14 protein-coding genes are annotated in these 21620 nt (G+C 60.4%); 4 read left to right on the forward strand and 10 right to left on the reverse strand.

Annotated elements, in window-relative coordinates; genetic code table 11:
* Positions 1–36 precede the first annotated feature (36 nt).
* Positions 37–966: a sugar kinase gene (locus CWM57_RS19160; RefSeq protein WP_012967094.1), complete on the forward strand. Its 930-nt coding sequence runs from the start codon at positions 37–39 to the stop codon at positions 964–966.
* Positions 967–1020: 54 nt separating this feature from the next.
* On the opposite strand, the gene CWM57_RS19165 is transcribed toward CWM57_RS19160, so the two are convergent.
* The 9 genes from CWM57_RS19165 to bcsR all read right to left on the reverse strand — a co-directional run bounded on the left by CWM57_RS19165 (position 1021) and on the right by bcsR (position 16912).
* A complete protein-coding gene (locus CWM57_RS19165; protein ID WP_061153028.1) occupies positions 1021–2523 on the reverse strand; it encodes a M16 family metallopeptidase in 1503 nt (500 codons plus the stop codon).
* Positions 2524–2742: 219 nt separating this feature from the next.
* Positions 2743–4029 (reverse strand): dicarboxylate/amino acid:cation symporter, encoded by a 1287-nt coding sequence (locus tag CWM57_RS19170; protein ID WP_061153027.1) that lies wholly within the window; start codon positions 4027–4029, stop codon positions 2743–2745.
* A gap of 156 nt (positions 4030–4185) precedes the next feature.
* Positions 4186–6192, reverse strand: a complete 2007-nt coding sequence (hmsP, locus tag CWM57_RS19180) for a biofilm formation regulator HmsP (RefSeq protein ID WP_206052724.1) — start codon at positions 6190–6192, stop codon at positions 4186–4188.
* 243 nt (positions 6193–6435) lie between these two features.
* A complete protein-coding gene (gene bcsC, locus CWM57_RS19185; RefSeq protein WP_100676315.1) occupies positions 6436–9915 on the reverse strand; it encodes a cellulose synthase complex outer membrane protein BcsC in 3480 nt (1159 codons plus the stop codon).
* Entirely contained in the window at positions 9897–11006 is a 1110-nt protein-coding gene (gene bcsZ, locus CWM57_RS19190) for a cellulose synthase complex periplasmic endoglucanase BcsZ (protein ID WP_100631004.1), read from the reverse strand. The genes bcsC and bcsZ overlap by 19 nt, the downstream gene beginning before the upstream one ends.
* A gap of 3 nt (positions 11007–11009) precedes the next feature.
* On the reverse strand, positions 11010–13355 hold the full coding sequence (bcsB, locus tag CWM57_RS19195; RefSeq protein ID WP_100676321.1) for a cellulose biosynthesis cyclic di-GMP-binding regulatory protein BcsB: 2346 nt from the start codon (positions 13353–13355) through the stop codon (positions 11010–11012).
* Between the two features lie 10 nt (positions 13356–13365).
* Complete coding sequence (bcsA, locus tag CWM57_RS19200) at positions 13366–15984, reverse strand: UDP-forming cellulose synthase catalytic subunit (protein WP_043874980.1); 2619 nt, start codon at positions 15982–15984, stop codon at positions 13366–13368.
* On the reverse strand, positions 15981–16712 hold the full coding sequence (gene bcsQ / locus CWM57_RS19205; RefSeq protein WP_100631003.1) for a cellulose biosynthesis protein BcsQ: 732 nt from the start codon (positions 16710–16712) through the stop codon (positions 15981–15983). The genes bcsA and bcsQ overlap by 4 nt, the downstream gene beginning before the upstream one ends.
* An 11-nt stretch (positions 16713–16723) precedes the next feature.
* Positions 16724–16912 carry a cellulose biosynthesis protein BcsR gene (bcsR, locus tag CWM57_RS19210; protein WP_002921513.1) on the reverse strand — a complete coding sequence of 63 codons (189 nt, stop codon included), beginning with the start codon at positions 16910–16912 and terminating at the stop codon, positions 16724–16726.
* Between the two features lie 168 nt (positions 16913–17080).
* Here bcsR and bcsE point away from each other — a divergent pair, with 168 nt between their 5' ends.
* The 3 genes from bcsE to bcsG are packed head-to-tail and all read left to right on the forward strand — an operon-like array spanning position 17081 to position 20507.
* On the forward strand, positions 17081–18634 hold the full coding sequence (bcsE, locus tag CWM57_RS19215) for a cellulose biosynthesis protein BcsE (RefSeq protein WP_061153020.1): 1554 nt from the start codon (positions 17081–17083) through the stop codon (positions 18632–18634).
* The gene (gene bcsF, locus CWM57_RS19220) at positions 18634–18831 is read left to right on the forward strand and encodes a cellulose biosynthesis protein BcsF (protein WP_004204976.1); all 198 of its coding nucleotides are present in this window, start codon (positions 18634–18636) and stop codon (positions 18829–18831) included. Before bcsE ends, bcsF begins: the two co-directional genes overlap by 1 nt.
* Complete coding sequence (gene bcsG / locus CWM57_RS19225; RefSeq protein ID WP_100676316.1) at positions 18828–20507, forward strand: cellulose biosynthesis protein BcsG; 1680 nt, start codon at positions 18828–18830, stop codon at positions 20505–20507. Before bcsF ends, bcsG begins: the two co-directional genes overlap by 4 nt.
* 106 nt (positions 20508–20613) lie before the next feature.
* Here the strand turns inward: bcsG and CWM57_RS19230 are convergent, their stop codons facing one another.
* The gene (locus CWM57_RS19230; RefSeq protein WP_074386995.1) at positions 20614–21615 is read right to left on the reverse strand and encodes a glycosyl hydrolase family 8; all 1002 of its coding nucleotides are present in this window, start codon (positions 21613–21615) and stop codon (positions 20614–20616) included.
* Positions 21616–21620: the final 5 nt, after the last annotated feature.

Consider the following 21620-nt stretch of genomic DNA (forward strand, 5'->3'; position numbering starts at 1 on the left):
CTAGCGCTCATATCGATTCCATTGCAGGTTCTGGCTATGTCTAAAAAAATTGCCGTCATTGGCGAATGCATGATTGAGCTGTCAGAGAAGAACGGGGCCGTTAACCGCGGCTTTGGCGGCGATACCTTAAACACCTCGGTCTATATCGCAAGGCAGACCGATGCCAGTGCGCTGAGCGTCCACTATGTCACCGCGCTGGGAACCGATGCCTTCAGCCAGCAGATGCTCGACAGCTGGCAGCAGGAAAACGTCAACACCGATCTGATCCAGCGGATGGCCGACCGCCTGCCGGGGCTGTATTACATTGAAACTGATGATACCGGCGAGCGCACCTTCTACTACTGGCGCAACGAGGCGGCGGCAAAGTTCTGGCTGGAGAGCGATCGCGCGGCGGCGATTTGTGAAGAGCTGGCCACTTTCGACTATCTCTATCTGAGCGGCATCAGTCTCGCCATTCTCAGCCCGGCCAGCCGCGACAAGCTGTTCACACTGCTGCGTGAGTGCCGCGCCAACGGCGGCAAGGTGATCTTCGACAACAACTATCGTCCACGCCTGTGGGCCAGCCAGGCGGAGACGCAGCAGGTCTATCAGGAGATGCTCGCCTGCACCGATATCGCGTTTCTGACCCTCGATGATGAAGACGCGCTGTGGGGGGAAAAACCGGTTGCTGAGGTGATCGCCCGCACGCATGCCGCCGGCGTGGAAGAGGTGGTGGTGAAGCGCGGGGCGGATGCCTGCCTGGTCTCGGTTAGCGGGCAACCGCTACAGGAAGTACCGGCTGTCAGGCTGGCCAAAGAAAAGGTGGTGGATACCACCGCCGCCGGAGACTCCTTCAGCGCCGGTTATCTGGCCGTTCGCCTGACCGGTGGTGATGCTGAATCCGCCGCCAAACGCGGACACCTGACCGCCAGCACGGTGATCCAGTATCGTGGGGCGATCATCCCACGGGAAGCGATGCCACAGTAATTCTCCGCAGGAAGCGCTCTCCGGCCGCCGCTGGCGCGCCGGAGAGGCGTTAGGTTACTGCCCTGGCGGGATGTCGCTGGCCTCGCTGTGAGCGTCAACCGTATCAGCGCTACCGCTGACCGCCGCGGCCGCCGGATTCGGCGCCATCAGTTTTTCCCACGTAGCCTGCAGTTCCTTCATGTTATATTCCGGTTCGCCTTTCGGCTGCTGCAGCACCAGCGCCATATCCTGAGACAGCTGCTGACGCAGGTACTGGTTCAGCATGTCGACCGTCAGGGAGTTGAGGAACTCCTGCCGCAGCTTCTGGTATTGCTCCGGCGCGATATCCACCACCTGATTCTGCAGGGAGCGCATGCGCTGGCTCATCAGAATGTCGGTGTCCGTGCGCGCATAGGTGGCAAACAGCTTCTGCAGCTCAAGGCTTTTCTGGGCAATAAGCGCGTCAAACTCCTCCTGCGGCAGGCCGTTGTCCCGCACTTTCGCCAGCTCGCGCGAAACCACGCTCAGGTTGTTGTTCAGACGCTCGCCCGGCGATTCGATGTTGATGGCGCACTGCGCGCGCTGATAGAGCACCCGGCAGTCAAAGCCAAGACCAATATCCTTCACGTTATTTTTGCTCAGGCTCTGCTGCACGTGCCAGAACAGCGCTTCGCGGGCGAGGTCGTCGCGCCAGTAGCGCTGCAGCGCCGCGGAATCACGGATTGGCTGCCAGGGCGCATCCCACATGATGGACAGTTTGTCCTGACGCACCGCGCTGGTCATGATGCTGACCGGCACGGTAGGCAGTGGTGATAAGGTCGGCACCGCCGCGGGTGTTTCCCGCTTGCCCTTCAGATCGCCGAAGGTTTTACTGATTTGCTCGGCGACGCTGCGGCTGTCGACGTTACCGACCACAATCAGCGTCATGGCGTCGGGGGTGTACCATTTATGATAAAAGTCTTTCAGGTGCGCCACGTCAATCGGCTGCTTCAGCGGCGCTGCGGGATCATGGCCCAGCATGGTGGACCCTTTCAGGCGGTAGCGCCACCAGCCCTCTTTGGTATCCAGCGGCCAGGTCGCCACCATGTCGCTGCCCTGCAGCGCATGATTGATCGATTCAGGCGTAATGGTCAGCTTACCGCTGGCGTCCGCCAGCCAGCTCAGCGCCTCTTTCAGCAGATCGTTGCGGTTATTGGGCAGACTGAGATTAAACATCGTGTAATCGTAAGAGACGATGGCCGGCGGCAGAGGACGCTTCGGGTCAATACTCTGCTGCCATAAAGAGCGCGCCTGCATCGTTGGCAGGCTACCGCTTTGCGTCAACGCCAGGCGGGGAATAAAGCGGCTGAAACCGCTCTGCTGAGTGCTTTCGCTCAGCGAGCCAATATTCACGGACAGACGGACTTCAATACGGTCGCTGGGACGCTGCGGCGTGGCCAGCACCTGCCACGTCAAACCATTCGCTAAGGTCCCTTGTTGCCAGGCCGGATCAGGCTGGAGCGCTTCTGCCTGCACATAACCGGCCGCCGCTACCATCAGCAAACCGCCCGTTAAGAGTTTAATTGTTGTGCCCTGCATGTGAACCCCTGATGAACATTCCTGGTTACAACAGCACCCCACTGACGGGCTGCCGAAAAAAGTGAGAGTGAAATACGTCGGTTAGACCACACGGAGACGAAAATGTCGCATGACAACGCAAAATAATCATTTCGTGTCATTTCCGCCGGGCGGAAATGACCTCTAATTATGCGCAGGAGCCCGTACTCCAGCAAGGGAGTACGGGCCTAAGAGGAGGATTTAAGAGGATAATTCGTGCGATTTGTTCGCTGGAACACGGTTATTCAGAACATCATCCATCTGTTTGGCATCGAGTTCTTTGACCCATTTGGCCACCACCACCGTAGCGACGCCGTTACCCACCAGGTTGGTCAGCGCACGGGCTTCGGACATAAAGCGGTCGATACCGAGGATCAGCGCCAGGCCAGCCACCGGCAAATGCCCGACGGCGGAGATGGTCGCCGCCAGCACGATGAAGCCGCTGCCGGTCACCCCCGCCGCCCCTTTCGAGGAGAGCAGCAGCACCACCAGCAGGGTGATCTGGTGGAAAATATCCATATGGCTGTTGGTCGCCTGGGCAATAAAGACCGCGGCCATCGTCAGATAGATAGAGGTGCCATCGAGGTTGAATGAATAGCCGGTCGGGATCACCAGGCCCACCACCGATTTGCGGCAGCCCAGCTTCTCCATTTTGTCGAGCATTCTCGGCAGCGCCGATTCTGACGAGGAGGTCCCCAGCACAATCAGCAGCTCCTCACGGATATAGCGGATAAATTTGAAGATGCTAAAGCCGGTGGCCCGGGCGATGCTGCCCAGCACGACTACCACAAACAGGATACAGGTGATATAGAAGCAGATAATCAGCTGCCCCAGCTGCACCAGGGTGCCGACGCCATATTTACCAATGGTAAAGGCCATGGCCCCGAAGGCACCGATCGGCGCCAGGCGCATGATCATATTGATGATGCCGAAGATGACCTGCGAGAAGCTTTCAATGACGTTGAAAATCAGCTGACCTTTGCTGCCCAGACGGTGCAGAGCAAAACCAAACAGGACGGCGAACAGCAGCACCTGCAGAATGTTGCCGCTGGCGAAGGCGCCAATGACGCTGCCCGGGATCACATCCAGTAAAAAGGCCACCACCCCCTGGTCTTTCGCCTGCTCAGCGTACATCGCCACCGCTTTCGCATCGAGCGTCGACGGGTCAACGTTCATGCCAGCGCCCGGCTGCACCACGTTGACAATAATCAGACCGATAATCAGCGCGATGGTGCTGACCACTTCGAAATAGAGCAGCGCCACCGCACCGGTACGGCCGACGGCTTTCATACTCTCCATCCCGGCGATCCCCGTCACGACGGTACAGAAGATAACCGGAGCAATCACCATTTTAATCAGCTTAACGAAGGCGTCGCCGAGGGGTTTCATTTGCGCGCCCAGTTCCGGGTAAAAATGGCCCAGCAGAATACCGATCGCTATGGCCGTCAGAACCTGGACATAGAGGCTTTTAAAGATAGAGGTTTTCATAGGGTGTCCTTTGGGAATAACCACAGAGCAAGAAGGGATATTTGACGTCTGTGGCTTAAAAATAACACCCTGGAAACATTTCAGAAATAACTAACGCCGAAAGTGCAACGCGATTGTTAAAATCTTTGAGCTGACTCGCACAAGTCAACAAAACATTTACAAATTTGCATCCTCCTGGACCGGAGATAAATAGCGCGCGCTGAATGCCTCCTGCGGCAAAGCGCAACCGAACAGATGGCCCTGGAGCACCTCGACGCCAGCGGTTTGCAACCAGCGGTACTGGGCGTCGCTCTCCACGCCTTCCGCCACGATACGCAGCGACAGGCCGCGCGCAAGCTGGATCATCGCCGGCACCATGCTGACATCCTCCGGCAGCATATCGATGAATACCTTATCGATTTTCAGAATATCCACCGGCAGGGCCTTCATCTGCTGCAGCTGGTGCAACCCGGCATAACCCATGCCAAAGTCATCCAGCGCAATCTGCACCCCGGCCTCGCGCAGCGGTCGCAACCGCGCCATCACATCCTGCGGATCGTCCATCCGGCAGCTCTCCGTCACCTCGAGGATGAGGGTGCCAGGGGCGATGCGGTAGCGGGCGATCAGCTTCAGCATCTCCTCACCACGATCGTGTTCCAGCAGCTGGAGCAGGGAAACATTAACCGACAGCGGCAGCATAATCCCCTGGCTTTGCCAGGCCGCCAGCTGGCGACAGGCCTCTTCCATCACCCAGTAGCCGACCGGGATAATCAGCCCGCAGGACTCAATACGCTCAATCAGCGACGGCGGTAGCGACCAGCTGCCATCCGCCTGCCGCTGGCGCAGCAGCACCTCGGCGCCGCAGATCTCGCCGCTGGTGCAGGCCACCTGCGGTTGCAGCCAGATAGCGAACTGCTGGTTGTCGAGGGCAGTCATAATGTCGTGCTCTTCCATCAGGCGACGCTGAGCCTTTTCCATCTGCTCGGGATCGAAGAACTCGATCTGGTTTTTGCCTTTACGTCGTGCGGTGACGGCGGCCGACACCGCGCGACGGTAAAACTGTTCGGCACTGAGCCCGGCGTGGAACATGGCGATCCCGACGCTGGCGTAGGGGCGCAGCTGCAGACCATGCAGCGGCAAACGCTCATTAATAATAGTGAGCACTTGCTTACTTAACGTCACCGCCTGCCACGGTTCGGCAAGGCCATCGGCAAGAATCGCGAAGTCATACCCGCTCACCTGAGCCAGCACCATTTGTGGCGGAATGGCGGCCCGCAGCTTCTCCACCAGCGTCAGGAGCAGCATTTCGCGCTGGCTCTCCTTGAGGACGCCGGCGGCGTCCTGCAGGGTTTCGCAGGCGACGACGATCAGCGCGGCGCTCTGCGGGCGGGCCACCGTCTGCTCCAGCATCGCCAGCAAAAAGGCTTTATTCGGCAGCTCGGAGACCGGGAAGCGGGTCGACTGGATGGACAGTTCATCATGCTGGCGCACCAGGCTCTGCTGGTTGCGGTTATAGCTGCGCACCAGCATACCGATCTCGTCGTCATGGTGCAGGCGCGGGAGCGTTAGCTGATGGCCGAGACGCTCCTGCTGAGAGAGATCGTTCAGCTCACGGGCGATACGCCGCAACGGGCGCACCATCAGCCGGTTGATACACCAGGTCAGCGCCACCGTCAGCATTAGCACCAAAAGTAAGTAAGCCGTCACTAACGTAGCAAGGGCGCTCATGACAAACTTATACATGCGATAGGAGTCGGCCTGCAGCACCAGATAGGCCAGCGGCTGCGGGTTGGCTGGCCGCTCCAGTGAATAAATAGGTAACGAAATCTGCACCGGCAGCTCAAACAGCCGGGTGACGGTCACCGGCACCGGCCGCTCGGGGATAAATCGCATCCGCAGCGCCTGGAACTGGTTCGGCAATACCACATCCGCCCGGCTGACGATGCCAGCAGGCTGGATACGGCTCAAAATGGCTTCCGCTTCCGGAATATCGGCTTTCAGAATAGCCGCAGATAACGGTTCGCGAACGGATCGCGCGATACTTTCTAACTGCGTGGCCGTGGTAAAGCGACTCTGTTGCACAAAGTGAAACAGCAAAATAGTGCAAAAAACCAATACAAATGCCATGGACACGCTCGCGACCATCGCCATCTGTTTGATTGTAAGTGAACGGCTGACGCGCAACGGTGTTCTCCACTGATACTGAATGCATACCCGGCATCAATCCTTCAATCCCGGTCGTTTCAGGCTGATTATATACTTAAATCCTTCGCCCACGCCCGCGAGGGATGAAGTGGCGGGATATTTCCGCGCGCTAGCGCAGACGCCGGAGAAGCCTCCCCGGCGGCCGGCGGTGGGCAATGACACACGAGTATACGCGAAGCGCGCCGTGGAGTGGCGCTCTGTGACGTAATTCAGCCTATTCTGCTACCAGTCGGCGTAGGGCACCAGCGGCTGGGGCGGCATATCCAGATCCCCCTGCCAACCGGCCGCCGAGTAGCGGACGTAAAGCAGCGCATGGCTCGGGGTATAATCCTTCGCCTGCTGAATATCGACCGCGGCGCCGACGAACCAGTTGCTGGTCACTCGCCGCTCCACCAGCGCTCTGGCGGTGTAACCAAATCCCTGGCTGCTGCTTCCCTGCTCCGTCAGCTCGCTGGCGCGCTGGCGGTAGTCGGACGGGATCAGGTTCAGCAGCGGATAGCGGGCTTGCGTCTGGGTGCGCGAATGGGACCATGACACCGACCCGCCGAGCTCCCAGGACCAGTTCTCGGTACGCTGACGCCAGGTCACCGGCACGGCGAATGAGAGATATTCCTGCGGGCTGTAGTAGCCGCCCTGGCCGAGGGTGTAGCCGCTGAGATCTTTGTCGTAGTGCCAGATCATATTGTTGAGGCCGACGGTGACGCGACGATTATTCTCGTTGATGACTTTGTAGTAGTACCCGGTCATCCAGCGCACGCGCCAGTTATCCGCCACGTTTTTACCGGTCAGCGAGTCGGCCCCCAGCGAGGACCAGATACCGTGTGCTTCGCCCCGGTCATAGCTGAGGCTCAGGCCGCCGCCGTCGGCGCGGACGCCGCCCCAGGTGGTGCCGGTATGGCTGCTGCTGTCTTTCTGCCCGCCAAAGGAGAGCAGCGAGCTGGAGATGGGTCGCCGGTGGACGTTGACCGTGTACCCCACCGGCCCGACATCGCTGCTGTAGCTCAGCCCCCCCACCACATCGACGACATTGAAGCCCATCGGCGTGGTGCCGATATCGCCGCTCCAGGTGTCATTCTTCCAGCCGACCGCCACGCTGGCCCCGCTGTCGGTCTGGTTTTTACTGCCGCTGGTACAGGCGATCTCCCCGCAGGTACCCCAGCTGGGCGAATAGCTCCCGTCGCTGTGGGTGGAAAAGCTGCCGGCATCCATATTGACCAGATCGGTGCGGAAGAACATCCGGCCATCCGCCAGCGGAGCATCCACCTGCAGCATGGTGGTATGCGCCTTCAGGTCGGAATAGCCGCCGGTGCCGCTGGAACCCCAGAAATCGTGTTCCAGGGTGACGTTCAGATCCTGCTGGCGATAAAGGTCGGCGGCATCGCTGCGGATCCCGCGCTTCAGCCAGTCATCCCGGCTGTCGTTGCGCGTCAGCCGCGTAAAGGTATCGTTGTCCTGCGGCTGCGCGGGGGTGATCCCGGAGGCCACCATCGCCTCCCGGTAGTGCGTCAGCGCCTGCTGCGGTGCCCCGGTCTGGGTGGCAAAGCGCGCGGCATCGCGCAGCACCAGCGCGCTCTCCATAGAGGGCGGCTGCGCCTTCGCCTGCGGCACAATCTGGTTAAAAATCTGTTGGGCATCCACGGTATCGCCAAGGCCGGCTCGCGCCAGGGCGACCCGACGCTGCATATTCATGGATTCGGTCTCTGCGCCTTTCAGCTGCATGACCTGCGCCCGGGCGGCCTGTTTATCGCCCTCGGCCAGGTAGACTTCCGCAAGGCCGAGGCGCGCATCGCCGTTATCGGCCTCCTGGCGCAGCACCCGCTGATAGTCGGCAATCGCCGTCTGGCTGTCGCCGCGCTGCTGCGCCCAGTCGGCCAGCGTCAGGTCATAACGCACCGAGGCGGGCTGCTGTTGGATAAGGGCGATCGCCTGCGCTTCGTCACCGCTGTCGCGCAGCTGGTTGGCCTGGCGCAGCACCCGGTCGCTTTGCAGACGCGCCTCAAGTTCACGAATGTTATCCGTCCACGCGCTGCGCGGCAGAGCGGCGATTTGCGCCAGGGCCAGATCGTCCTGGTCGTTCCCCGACAGGTAGAGCCCCGAGGCGTAGACCCGTTCAGCGTCCTGCGGCTGGCGGTTGACCATCGCCCGCATCAGCGCGTCGGCCTCCTGGCGTTCACCGGCGCTCACCAGATCGCGCGCCAGACGGTAGGTTATCCACACGCTGTCCGGATCCAGCGCCAGGCGCCGACGCTGAACTTCCGCCGCCTGCGCCCAGTTGCCCTGGCTCTCCAGGGCCTGCGCCTGTTTCTCCAGCCGGTCGTTGGTCAGGCTGCGCTCAATATCATCGATGCTCCGCCGCTGAGCGGGAGGGAGGCCGGCGATCCAGGCGCTGGCTTTCTCCGGCGATTCGGCGCGATAGAGGTTGGCCAGGCCGCGCACCGCCAGGTTATTGCCGCGATCCAGGCGCAACGCCTGCTGGTAATAGCGCTCCGCCGCCGCCGCCTCTTTGCGCGCCGCCGCGACGTCCCCCAGCCCCAGCACGGCATAGCTGTCGGTGCGATCGACCCGCTGCGCCTGGGCATAATAGTTCTGCGCCTGCGAAAGCTGGCCGGCCTTCAGGGCGTTATCCCCCTGCTTGATCAGTAGCCAGTAACGGTTGGTTTGCAGCAGGCTGTCCCATTTGCCGCGGTTCGGGCTGTCGGGGTCCATGGCAATCGCTTTATTGAGCTGCGACACAGCTCGCGCGCGGTCACCGCGCTGGGAATAGGCCTGGCCGAGGGCACCCACCGCATCGCTGTCGCGGCTGTCGGCCTGAACGGCTTTCTGCAGATCCGCGACCGCCTGCGAGGCATTCCCGGACTTGACCGCCGCCAGCCCTTCCGAGCGGGCGCGGAAGGTCGGATCCTGCAGCTGCGCCTGCTGCTGGTCGAGCAGAACGCGAGCGTTGGCCGCCACCGAGCCGGTGGGAAACTGCAGGAGAAATTGCTGCAACGCCTGCACGCTGGCCTTGCTCACCGGCATGCTTTTCACCTCACTGAACCACATATCGGCGGCGATGCCGCGTCCTGAGGCCGAGCGGGCCATCTCCGCCAGATAGGCGAACCCTTCCTGCGGCTTGTTATCGGCAAACATCTGCTTCGCCAGCGAAGTCAGCAGGCTGACGTTGCCCGGCGTGCTGGCGTTCAGTTTTTTCAACTGGCTGACGCCTTCGCTATGGCGGGCCGGCAGGCGCGCCACCAGCGTCCAGTATTCAATAGCGACGTCAACGTCATCCGGCACGCCGCCGTACAGTTTTTCATAGGCGGCGATGGCTTCATCGACCTTCCCGGCCACGCCCAGCAGTCGCGCCTGCTGCAGCGCCTGCCGGCCCTCGCCGGTGTTGCTTTTCATCTCATTGCGCGATGCTTTCAGTTCCGGGGAGTCCGGCGCCAGCTTCGTTAGCCGTTCCAGCTCTTTTTGCGCCCCGGCGGCATCCCCCTGACGCAGCAGGTAGCGCATCCGCGCGGCAATCAGATCCGGGTTGTTGGGATCAATCAGCTCCAGGCGGTACAGCGACTGGCGCACCAGGTCTTCACGATTACTGGCCTCGCCAAGGCGGACCTGCTCCAGCAGATGCTCCTGGGCAGGCGTCGTCGCCGCCTGCGCTAACGGCAGCAGCGCAACGCCGAGGGACAACGTGAGTAAACTTAGTGAGAGCTTGCGCATTCCTGGTTCCAGTCAGGTTGTAATTCGCCACCCGCGGTGAAACGAAAACGGTGTTGATCCCACCCCTGGCCGAACAGCGTCAGGACCGCGCTATAGTAGGCATCCGCGCCGGGATAGTTATCGGCGACGCGCTGGCGTTGCACCGACCGGGCCTCGTCGTCCTGTAAAAACGGTAGCATCACCGCGGAGAAGCCCACGGGTCCCTGGCCGCTGGTCTTGCCGGTGGCAATATTCACTTTCTCCGGGGGCACCCCCTGCTCCGTAGTCTGCGCCGCCATCGGCGCAAAGCGTTGCAACAGGCGCGCTTTCTGCTTATCGCCATCATGGAGCATGCCCACCCACAGGTAGACGCGAATCGCGTCATAGCTGCCGATCAGCGGCTTTTCGGTTTTCAGCTGCCAGCCTTTCCCTTTCTCATAGCGCACCCAGTCCGGGGTAAAGCCTTTCGGCGCGGTCTCCAGCAGCAGGCGCAGATTGCTGTCGCGCAGGGCAGGCCACGGCGCGCCAAAACGCACAAAGTAGGTGGCCAGCTGCGGTGGAAGATAGCTGGGGTTAAACCGCCAGCCGCTGTCATCGGCAAAACCGACTTTTCCCGGCAGCAGCATCGTGCCGAGGCCCGGCACCGCCACTGTCTCTTCATCGACAATCCGCGCCAGCAGCGCTTTTCCGGTCTCGGTATACTGCGGCTGCTGCCACAGGCGGCCCGCCTCCAGCAGCGCCCAGGCTATCCACAGATCCGAGTCGGATGCCGAGTTGCTGTCCAGCAGGGTCCACTGCTTGTCGTCCTTTTTCCCCCACAGCCAGCCCGGCAGATGTTGTCGCAGGTCACCTTCCGCCAGGTTGTTCTGCGTCCAGGTCAGCAGTTTGTCGAACCCTGCGCGATCGTTGGCTGCCAGGGCGAAGAACAGGCCATAGCTCTGTCCTTCTGAGGTGGAGATTTTGCGCGCATCGCTGGGGTCAATCACCCGACCCTCCGGGCTGACGTACGCTTTTTTAAACTGCTCCCAGGCGGGCCACTGGCAGGCGGCGCCCACCGGGGCCGCCGCCAGCAGCAGCGCGGAGAGCACCGCGCCACAAAGTACTTTCATCATGATTTATTCATCATCCAGGCTAAGACGGCGGCGGCTGATGATGCGCAGCATGCGCCACAGCACCCACGCCAGCAGCACGATACTGATGGCGGCGAAGATCGCCAGCAGGATCGGGTGGTTAGAGAGCGCGAACCAGATACGCTCGAACCAGGGCAGATGGCCGACATAGTAAACGTCGCCCACTCGCAGGCTGTTGACGCCGGACTCACGGATCACTGCCACCGACCCAAACATTGCTGCCCGCTTACCGCTGTCGTTAAGGGCGTTGGTCAGCAGTTCATTACCGCGCGGGCTGTCGGCCAGCAGGGCCACCACGCTGCGCTGATCGTTATACGGCGACTGGAAGCCAATCACCGCCGCCATCGGTCCGGTGGAGGTAATGTCGGTACGCGTGTTGGGCGTGCGGGCCTCATCGTCGGGATAAATGCTCGCCAGGTCATAGTGGCGCATCGGCATTTTCACCCAGCTTTTGGTCGCCTCGACCAGCAGGTTGATTTTGGTGTCGTCCTTGAGGGCCGACGGGATCGCGCCGATCAGCAGCAGATCCGCGTCTTTATCCTTGATCTGGGTGCCATCGTCGGTCATCTGCAGATTAATCGCCGCCAGACCGGTCTGCGAACCGATGCCGCCCAGCGCCTGCAGCAGCGTCGCCACTTGACCCTGGGTCGGCGCCTTCGGCACCACCACCAGCGTGTCGGCGAGATCCGCCATACGGCTATATGGGAAGCCCGCGTTGGCGAAGACGCGCAGGTCCGGCAGGGCGATAAAGTGATAATACTTTGAGAAGTCGATGGTCGAATCGTCACCGATCACCACATGATTCTGCACCGGCTGGAAGGTAATACAGTTGTCGATGGAGCCGCCCGGCATCGGGTTCATGTACTGGAAGTCAAAGCGCAGCTGGTTGACCGCCCCGAGACGCAGCGCGGGGATGGTGACCTCTGATTTGCCGTCCAGCAGCCCCTGCAGCACCGGCAGACGCAGGATCAGTTTATTCACGTCCTGAGCACTGTTCAGGCTGAATGACTGCAGGAACTGGTCGTTGAGGCTGATATCCATCCGCGAGCTGTCCTTCACCGGCGGCATGGTGTAGCGATATTTCAGATCCATATCGATGCCGTTGGCCCGCAGCAGATAGAGATCCGGCGGCAGGTTAAGCGCCACGGTGATGGCATCCGGCACCAGACCGCTGGACTGCAGCTGTTGCTCATAGGTTTTCAGCTCAGCAAAGGTGACCGAGCGGTCGGTGCGCACCCAGTTCGGCGCGTCGTAAGGCTGACGCGGCTGCAGGGTTTTGATGCCGTCCACGGTGACGCTGCTGCCGCGGAATAAAATATTGCCCTGGGCAATCCCCTTCGCCGCCAGCAGCAGGTCGTTATCATCGCGGCCGAAAATTACCAGCAGCTTGACGTAAGGATCGTTCGGGTTGTCGATCATTTCGATGGTCGGCGCCTTGACCGGCGGATGATCGCGCAGGAAGTCCGGGCGCTTGTCGTTGGTGGCGAAGACGATGGCGTTACGATCCGGCAGTTCGTTGAAATAGACCGGGAACTGCTGGCCGCGCCAGCCGGCCTTGCTGCCGAACCAGGAGGCGACAATCGCCGCCGCCTGCTGCTGGGCCACCGCTGGCGAGCCCGGGAAAATCATCGGTAGCGTCAGCGGGCGGTTATCGCGCGGATCGTAGAACGGCACCGGGAAGTGAGACAGATCGTTACGCACCTTCAGCGACTGATAGGTGAGATCCAGATAGCTTTCGCGCCCAACGTCCAGCCACAGCGTGCTGCTGGCCGGGTTTTCACAGACGTCGCGGTAGTGGCCGACAAACTCCAGCCGTACGCGGTTGAAGTCGGTGATGTACAGCGGGTCAATCGGCAACTGCGCGCGGATCTTTTTCCCCAGCTGCTCTTTGGTCACGGGCAGGACGCCCATCAGCTCATCGTTGAGATAGACTTTCAGCTGCGACTGCACGGGCAGCAGCGAGGGCGATGGGGTGTATTCCAGATTGAGCAGCGCGTTGGCGACCAGCTCATCGCTGCGCATGCCGAATTCGACCGACGCGTCAGGCCGTGAGCCGCGCAGCACGATGCTGCCGGGCGGCGGCGCGATGGTGGCAAAGGTTAGCTTCACCTCCCGCTGCGGGACGTTCTCGGCCACCACCGCCGGAGCGGTCGGTTCGGCGAGGGTCGCCGTCGGCTCGCCCACCACGATCGGCGCGCCCGGGGTCGCTACCTGCGGCTGAACGCCAGGGGCGGCGTTCGCCACGGCGGCCGGCGCCGCATAAGAGGCCAGCGGATACCAGCTGCACATGCCCACCGCTACTGCACACATCCAGGAAAGTTTTCTTTTCATCGCATTATCATCATTGTTGAGCCATTGCCGGGTCTGCGGAGAGCGTCGGCGCGGCGCGTTCAGGGCGTCGGGGTACAAACGACACTATCCAGGCCACCAGCGAAGTGAGCGCGCGGAAAACCACCTTCACCGACGGCGGTGAAAACTCCGCCAGGTGACGATAGCCGCGGAAGCCCAGCTTGAGGATATCCAGCAGGCTTTCCATCGGCTTGTCTTCCGGGAAGCTATCCTGCCAAAGCGCCCACGTATCAGCGCGGGCAAACGTACACTGCACAAAATCGATATGCTGTTGGTTGGTCAACGGCAACAGCTGGAGCCCCACCTCGCTGCCGTTGACCCGCGCGACCCTTACCGGGAAGGCATATTCCTGCTGTCCTCGTTTGAGCAACAGCCGGGCGTTCTGGCCTTCCAGCACCTGCGCGTCGCCGTGAATTTTGATCCCCAGCCCGCCGTCGGAATAGTCGTGAACCGTGCAGGAGAACAGATGGCCATCTTCGCGGGCAATCGCCGCCGGCATGCTCATTTCGACACGATGCGAACGGCGAACCTGCTTGCTTTCGACCGAGACCGCCACCGCGCCGCCAAGAATAATCAGGTTGTAGAACACCCAGACAATACTCACCCAGACGGTGAGAATTTCGTTTTCCGGGCCATACATAAATCGCCAGATCCCCACCGCGACGCCGACCAGATTGAGCAGTACAAGGTAGATATAGGGCCGGGAGATCACCCAGTCGACATACTCTTCTTCCACCAGCCCGCCCTTCGCGGTGACGTTGAACTTACCTTTATGCGGGTTAATCAGCGCCACAAAGGTGGGCGGCGCGATATACCAGGCCAGCACCGTCTCGTAGATTTCACTCCAGAACGAATGGCGGTATTTGCCCTGAATCTTCGAGTTGGTCAGGCTGGCGTGGATCATGTGCGGCAGCACGAACAGCGCGATCATCAGCGCAGGCGCATAAATGATATAGGCATGGAGCAGCAAAAAGGCCAGCGGCGCCGTGAGGAAGATGAGGCGCGGAATACCGGAGAGGAAGTGGAGCATGGCGTTGGCGTAGCAGACGCGCTGCGCCAGCTTCAGGCCTTTGCCAAACAGCGGGTTATCGAGACGGAAAATCTGCACCATCCCGCGCGCCCAGCGGATGCGCTGGCCGATATGCGCGGATAAACTCTCCGTCGCCAGCCCCGCCGCCTGCGGGATCCGCATATAGGCTGAGGTGTGTCCCCGCCGGTGCAGTCGCAGGGAGGTATGAGCATCTTCGGTTACCGTTTCGACGGCTATCCCGCCAATCTCATCCAGCGGGCCGCGACGGATAACGGCGCAGGAGCCGCAGAAGAAGGTGGCGTCCCACATGTCGTTCCCGTCCTGCACCAGGCCGTAGAACAGCGTCCCTTCGTTCGGCGTTTTGCGAAAGCGGCCAAGGTTGCGCTCAAAGGGATCGGGCGAGAAGAAGTGGTGCGGGGTCTGCATCATCGCCAGCTCTTTCTCTTTCAGGAACCAGCCCATGGTCATCTGCAGAAACGAGCGCGTCGGCACATGGTCGCAGTCAAAGATCGAGACGAACTCCCCTTTAGCGTATTTCAGCGCATTGTTGATGTTACCGGCCTTGGCGTGCTCGTGGCTGGTACGGGCGATATAGTGCACCCCGACATCTTTGGCAAACTGGCGAAACGCTTCCCGTCCGCCATCGTCGAGGATCCAGATGTTCAGCTTATCCTTCGGCCAGTCGATGCCCTGTGAGGCGTAAATGGTGTTTTTCACCACGTTGAGATCTTCGTTGTAGGTAGGGACGAAGATGTCCACGGTTGGCCACAGATCCATGTCCTCCGGCAGCGGCACTGGCTGGCGGTTCAGCGGCCAGACCACCTGGAAGTAGCCCAGCACCAGCACCACCCAGGCGTAGGTCTCTGCGAACAGCAGAATGATCCCGCACACCAGGCTTACCGGGTCGTTCCAGTTGAGCGTCGAGGTATAGCGCCACCAGATATAGCGGCACGACACCGTCAGCGACAGCACGATAAGCATCAGCGCCGAGAAACGCCCCGGGATGCGGCGCACCAGCAGCGCCACGCCCCACAGCAGCATCAGGAAGATAAACTGCGACAACGGGTTAAAGGGCTGCGTAATACACATTAGCGCCAGCACCAGCGAGCAGAAGGTCACCCCCCCAAGGATCGCCCGGCGCAGCTTCGGATTAAGGTGCGCCAGCTCTTTCTGTTTATCCAGATGGCCGGTGCGGGCGTTCACCTGTTCAGGCAATTTTTCCAGCCATTGCGTATAGCGGCCGTGCACCCCTTCCAGAGCCGCCAGCGAGCGCCAGTTGACCTTTTTTTCCGGCTCCGGCACGCGCGTCGCCAGCAACCACAGGGATTGCAATAGATAGCGCAGCGGGTCCAGCGGACGCGGGCGATGCGGATTAATATGGGGAAAATAGGTTTCATGGCGGGCCAGAATCGCCTGCCAGCGCGGAGTCTCCAGCGGCATCAGCGCCCAGACCAGCGACGCCCACAGACAGCCAAGCGACGCCGAGAGCCAGGAGGCCCCGTGCTGCCGATAGTCATCATAGCGCGCGCGCAGCCGTTCCCCTACCGGCGGAGCCAGCAGCAGCGTGCTAAGGCGGATCATCCCGCCCTCCCGCCGGTATAGTGGATCAGGCACCAGTTCGCCAGGGTCAGCACCTCTTCCGCCGCCAGAGAGTCCTGGCGATACTCGCCGAGAGGTTGTTTCGCCGCCAGGCACTCAGCCATCGCCTCGTCGCGGTGAATCGTCACCGGCAGGATGCGCGGCTGGCTCTCCAGCCACAGCTGATAGAGATCTTCCTGCAGCTGGCTGCCGACCCGCAGGTCGTTAATCAGAATGTCGCTGTTGGCCGGAAGGGGCTGCTGGTGTAGACGGATATGGCTATTGGCGTCGGGATGGACCACCACCAGCGTGCGATCGCACAGCGTCAGCAGCTCGCGGGTCAACGGCGAATAGCCGCTCGGCAGATCCAGCAGTAGCCAGCAGTACTGGCTCTGCAGCTGCTGCACAGCCTCCGCCATCACCCCCAGCGCGGGCTGCAGCTGGTCAGCATTTTCTCTTTCGCCGGCGCTGAGCTGGCCAAACGGCAGCAGATCGATATGTTGCGTATAGCGCAGTCCTGCGTCGCGCCAGTCCCGACCGTCGAGCAGCGCCCGCGCCCAGCCGTCCTGATGATGGACGTCGGTATTGAAAAAAAAGCGCAGCATATTATCCGGGCTGGCGTCGATCGCCAGCACCGTTTCACCGAGCAATTGCAGCGCCCAGGCGAGTGCAGCCGTAATGGACGTGACGCCAGTCCCCCCGCGCACGCCCTGTAATCCCAGAATAGCCATCTCCGGCTTCCTTATTTTTTCTCTGCAAACTCTGCCAGTAGCGGCCAGCGCTTCAGCGCCGCATTCAGCTGCTCGCGCCGGGAAATATCATGATAATCAATATCCGGCAGGGAAAATGCCCGGCTTAGCGCCAGAAAATCATTTTGAAAGGTGTACCCCAGCGTGGCGTCCGTGGGTACTGCAGGATCTTTTGCTGGCATATCTCTGTCCGTTCGAAATTTATTATTAAACCAGAGGACGAATACAGCGCATCCTTAAAAGCAGGTGTACATGCTAAAACTGATGACCTTTAATTTCAATGTTAGGTTTACTCTGCCGGTTTCGCTAGTAAACTTATCCAGTGTCAATCAGGGCGCACGAGGGATGCCGTGGATAGTGTATTTACTTTGGGTATTTCATCATTATGGGATGAAGTGTGCCATATGCCGGTCGGTGGGGTATGGTGGCTCAATGTTGACCGTTATGCCGATGCCGTCAGTCTGTTTAATCAGACGCTGGCCGCGCAGGCGAAAAACAGCAAGATCGCCGCGCTGGTAATGGGAAACAAACCTAATAATATCATTTCATTAGATAATGAAGGTGGCCCGGATAATATCGCGCTGTTCACCCTGCCGAATCGTCCGGAAGCACTTGAAGAAATACATCGTGATTTAGTCTGCTCCCTCGAACCTGGCAATTACTTGTTTATTCTGCTATGCGCTGAAAATACCTGGCAAAATATAAATAAGGATAAGCTATGCGCCTGGGTGGAAAAGACCAGCCGCTGGGCGCAATATCACCATTGCGCTTTCTTAGCGATCAATTCCGCCCAGGATATCGATCGGCAGCTCACCCCATTATTACGCGAGTACCGTTCCCTTTCCGGCCTGGCAAGTATTCGTTACCAGGGTGACCGACATCTCTTTGATATTGCCTGGTGGGGAAGCGAGAAAGGCATCAGCGCCCAGCAGCAACTGATGGTGCAACGCGATGATGCCGGCTGGCGGCTGGCGCAGGAGGCTGAAACCAGCGTTCAGCCACGTAGCGATGAGAAGGTGATCCTCAGCAATATGCGCGTGCTGGAAGGCGCCCCGCCGCTGTCGGAATACTGGAGACTGTTTGATACTAACGACGACGTCTTCAACGCCGGGCGCACCGCACAAGCGGCCACGTTACTCTTTTCCATTACCCAGAATACGCAAATTGAACAGCTGGGACGCTATATTCATACCCTGCGTCGTCAGCGCGGTACGGCGCTGAAAATTATTGTCCGTGAACAAACGCCCAGCCTGCGCGCGACCGATGAACGCCTGCTGCTCAGCAGCGGCGCCAGTCTGGTGATCCCCAGCAGCGCGTCGCTCTCCCGCTGCCTGACGCTGATCGAAAGCGTGCAGAACCAAAAATTCTCCCGCCATATTCCAGAGGATTTCGCCACGCTGTTGACCTGGAGCCAGCCGTTAAAGCTGCGCGGCTACCAGAAGTGGGATGCCTTCTGCGAAGCGGTACAGAACGTGATGGCCAATACCCTGCTGCCCGCCGACAGCAAAGGCGTGATGGTGGCCCTGCGCCCGGCGCCGGGACTGCGCGTTGAGCAGGCGCTGACGTTATGCAAACCCAACCGGATGGGCGATATCATGACTATCGGCAATAACCGGCTGGTGCTGTTTTTGTCGTTTTGCCGGATCAATGACCTCGATACCGCGCTAAACCACATTTTCCCGCTGCCGACCGGCGATATTTTTTCTAACCGCATGGTGTGGTTTGAAGACAAGCAGATCCTCTCGGAAATCGTGATCATGCGCGGCGTCGAGCCCGCGCACTGGAACACGCCGCTGCCCTTGTCGATAGATAAAAACGAAACCATCAACGCCACCCACGATGGACGCCACTGGCGACGCTACCCCGAACCACACCGGTTAACCACCCGTGAGGAACAAGCCTGATGATGTCTATCGCCGATATTCTGCAACTGGTGGTGCTCTGCGCCCTGCTGTTTTTTCCGCTGGGCTACCTGACGCGCCACTACCAGCGCCGTATTCGCACGACGTTAAGATTGATGTTCTTTAAACCCCGTTACGTGAAACCGGCGGGCGTATTACGCCGGGGAACAACGGTTAAGCAAGGCAAAGCGAACAAATGACAAACACTAAACCGACCGCGACACCGCTTCCGCTCTGGCAGTACTGGCGCGGACTTGGCGGCTGGAACTTCTACTTTCTGGTCAAGTTTGCCCTGCTGTGGGCCGGGTATCTCAATTTCCACCCGATGTTGAATCTGGTGTTTCTCGCCTTTCTGCTGGTGCCGATCCCGCGCGAAAAACTGCACCGTATCCGCCACTGGATCGCTATTCCGCTCGGCTTCGCGCTGTTCTGGCACGATACCTGGCTGCCTGGTCCGGAGACGCTTTTTAGTCAGGGCTCGCAAATCGCCGGCTTCAGCGCCAGCTATGTCTGGGATCTGATCGTCCGCTTTATCAACTGGAGCATGGTCGGCGCCTTCTTTGTTTTACTGGTGCTGTGGCTATTTATCAGCCAGTGGCTGCGCGTCACTGTGTTTGTCTCCGCGATGGTCGTCTGGCTGGCGGTCAGCCCGCTGCTGCCGGCCTTTACCCTGTGGCCCGCCGGTCAGCAGAACACGGCCGCCGCCACGACCGCGCCGGCCAATACCGGGGCCAACGCCGCCGCTGGCGCCGCGACCAGCCCCGCCAGCAGCGATATTCCGCCGCAGACCGAGCCGCCGACATCGGCCAATCTCACCAACTGGCTGAACGGTTTCTATGCCGCCGAGCAGAAGCGCAAGACACCGTTCCCGGACCAGCTGCCGGCGGATGCGCAGCCGTTTGACCTGCTGGTGATCAATATCTGTTCTCTCTCCTGGTCGGATATTGAAGCCGCCGGGCTGATGGACCATCCGCTGTGGAAGCATTTTGATATTGTCTTCAAGAACTTTAACTCCGCAACCTCCTACAGCGGCCCGGCGGCGGTGCGCCTGCTGCGCGCCAGCTGCGGTCAGTTGTCGCATACCAACCTGTATCAGCCGTCCGGCGCCGATTGCTACCTGTTTGAAAATCTGGCGAAACTCGGCTTTAACCAGCAGCTGATGCTCGGCCATAACGGTCTGTTCGGCGACTTCCTGAAAGAGCTGCGTTCGCTGGGCGGCATGCAGAGCCCCCTGATGGACCAGACCGGATTGCCGGTCAGCCTGCAGGCGTTTGACGGCTCGCCGGTGTATGAGGATCTGGCGGTCCTCAACCGCTGGCTGAAGACCGAAGAGGCCAGCAGCAATCCGCGGAGCGCCACCTTCTATAACACCCTGCCGCTGCATGACGGCAACCACTTCCCGGGGCAAAGCAAAACCGCAGACTACAAAGTGCGGGCGCAGAAGCTGTTTGATGACCTGGATAACTTCTTCACCGAGCTCGAGAAATCGGGGCGGAAAGTGATGGTGGTGGTGGTGCCGGAACACGGTGGCGCGCTGAAAGGCGATAAGATGCAGGTCTCTGGCCTGCGGGATATCCCGAGCCCGTCGATCACGAACGTCCCGACGGCGGTGAAATTCTTCGGCATGAAGGCGCCGCATGAAGGGGCGCCGATTATCATCGATCAGCCCAGCAGTTACCTGGCGGTGTCGGAGCTGGTGGTGCGCGCCCTCGACGGCAAAATGTTCAGCGAGGACAGCGTCAACTGGCAACAGTATGTCGCGAACCTGCCGCAGAGCGCGGCGGTGTCCGAAAACGCCAACGCCATCGTCATCCAGTATCAGGGCAAGCCTTATGTCCAGCTGAATGGCGGTAGCTGGGTGCCTTATCCGCAATAAGTGAAAAGGCCGCCATGTTGGCGGCCTTACATCGTCAGACGTTCCCATTCAACCTTCCCCACCCGCATGCATACGGGCGGGGAAGGCGGCAAATCAATCACCGTCTCTAACGCTGATCCTGTTTCGCCAGCCAGACCAACAGCTTGAGGCTGGCAGAGTAATAATCATCCTTGTCGTCAATCTGCGGCGCCTCCTGCGGTTCACCCAGCGTCAGATCGCGCACCGCCAGCAGGCCACCAGCCATATACCAGGGGGCCACCTCGTTGGTGCTGACGTTGATCCACGCCGGGGTTTGCAGACGCGGGTAACTCTGCATCCAGGCCTTCCACGGCGCGAGCAAAGCGCTTTGCGGATCGGCCCATGAGAGATACAGCGGGATACGAATCGCATCGAAACTCATCCGCGGCGGCCACTCTTTGGCTGGCAGCATCTTGCCATCCGCCCGCAGCGCCACCCAGTCGCTGGGCAGGTGTGATTTCCCCCAGCCCATCTGCCCCAGCAGCGCCTGCCCGTCGGTCTGCAATGTCCGCCAGGCGGTCAGATGCGTCCGCTCCGCGAAGGCGCGCCAGGCCGGGAAGATGAAATAGGAGGGATTAAGGTTCAGATGGTCGTTGAGATTGAACCCTTTCACGCCCGGGAGCATCACCTGGCGACCGGCGAAGGTCACCACCGTATACTTCAGCAATGAGGCGGTGATGGCATCGGAGGCCGTCGCGTAGCGCTTGTCCTGCCACTGCTTTTGCGCACGCAACAGCGCCCAAGCGATCAGGGTATCGCCATCGGAGGCGTTGTTTTTATCGGCGATAGGGTCCGGCGCCACCGGGTTATAGCGCCAGTAAAACAGCCCGTTAGACTTATCGCGCAGGGTGCTGTCCGTCCACTGCCACAGCTTGTCGAACGCCGGGCGATCGTTATTCGCCACCGCCAGGAGCATGGCAAAACCCTGACCTTCCGTATGCGACACATTGCCATTGGCGGTATCAATGATACGGCCGTCCGGCATCATAAAACGGGCCTTATAGCGCTCCCAGGCCGTATCCGCCCACGCCCGGGGCACCAGCATCACTGCCGTTGTCACTATCACCGCCACTAAAGCACGCAGGGGCATAAATT

The organism is Klebsiella sp. G-Nf4, assembly GCF_002810615.1.
Lineage (GTDB): Bacteria > Pseudomonadota > Gammaproteobacteria > Enterobacterales > Enterobacteriaceae > Klebsiella > Klebsiella variicola.

Bases quoted from the DNA above. Each gene is read 5' to 3' on its own strand.
- CWM57_RS19230 (WP_074386995.1), bottom strand. From the start codon at position 21,615: ATGCCCCTGCGTGCTTTAGTGGCGGTGATAGTGACAACGGCAGTGATG.
- CWM57_RS19170 (WP_061153027.1), bottom strand. From the start codon at position 4,029: ATGAAAACCTCTATCTTTAAAAGCCTCTATGTCCAGGTTCTGACGGCC.
- CWM57_RS19165 (WP_061153028.1), bottom strand. From the start codon at position 2,523: ATGCAGGGCACAACAATTAAACTCTTAACGGGCGGTTTGCTGATGGTA.
- bcsF (WP_004204976.1), top strand. From the start codon at position 18,634: ATGATGTCTATCGCCGATATTCTGCAACTGGTGGTGCTCTGCGCCCTG.
- bcsG (WP_100676316.1), top strand. From the start codon at position 18,828: ATGACAAACACTAAACCGACCGCGACACCGCTTCCGCTCTGGCAGTAC.
- bcsR (WP_002921513.1), bottom strand. From the start codon at position 16,912: ATGCCAGCAAAAGATCCTGCAGTACCCACGGACGCCACGCTGGGGTAC.
- bcsZ (WP_100631004.1), bottom strand. From the start codon at position 11,006: ATGATGAAAGTACTTTGTGGCGCGGTGCTCTCCGCGCTGCTGCTGGCG.
- bcsQ (WP_100631003.1), bottom strand. From the start codon at position 16,712: ATGGCTATTCTGGGATTACAGGGCGTGCGCGGGGGGACTGGCGTCACG.
- CWM57_RS19160 (WP_012967094.1), top strand. From the start codon at position 37: ATGTCTAAAAAAATTGCCGTCATTGGCGAATGCATGATTGAGCTGTCA.
- bcsC (WP_100676315.1), bottom strand. From the start codon at position 9,915: ATGCGCAAGCTCTCACTAAGTTTACTCACGTTGTCCCTCGGCGTTGCG.
- bcsA (WP_043874980.1), bottom strand. From the start codon at position 15,984: ATGATCCGCCTTAGCACGCTGCTGCTGGCTCCGCCGGTAGGGGAACGG.
- bcsB (WP_100676321.1), bottom strand. From the start codon at position 13,355: ATGAAAAGAAAACTTTCCTGGATGTGTGCAGTAGCGGTGGGCATGTGC.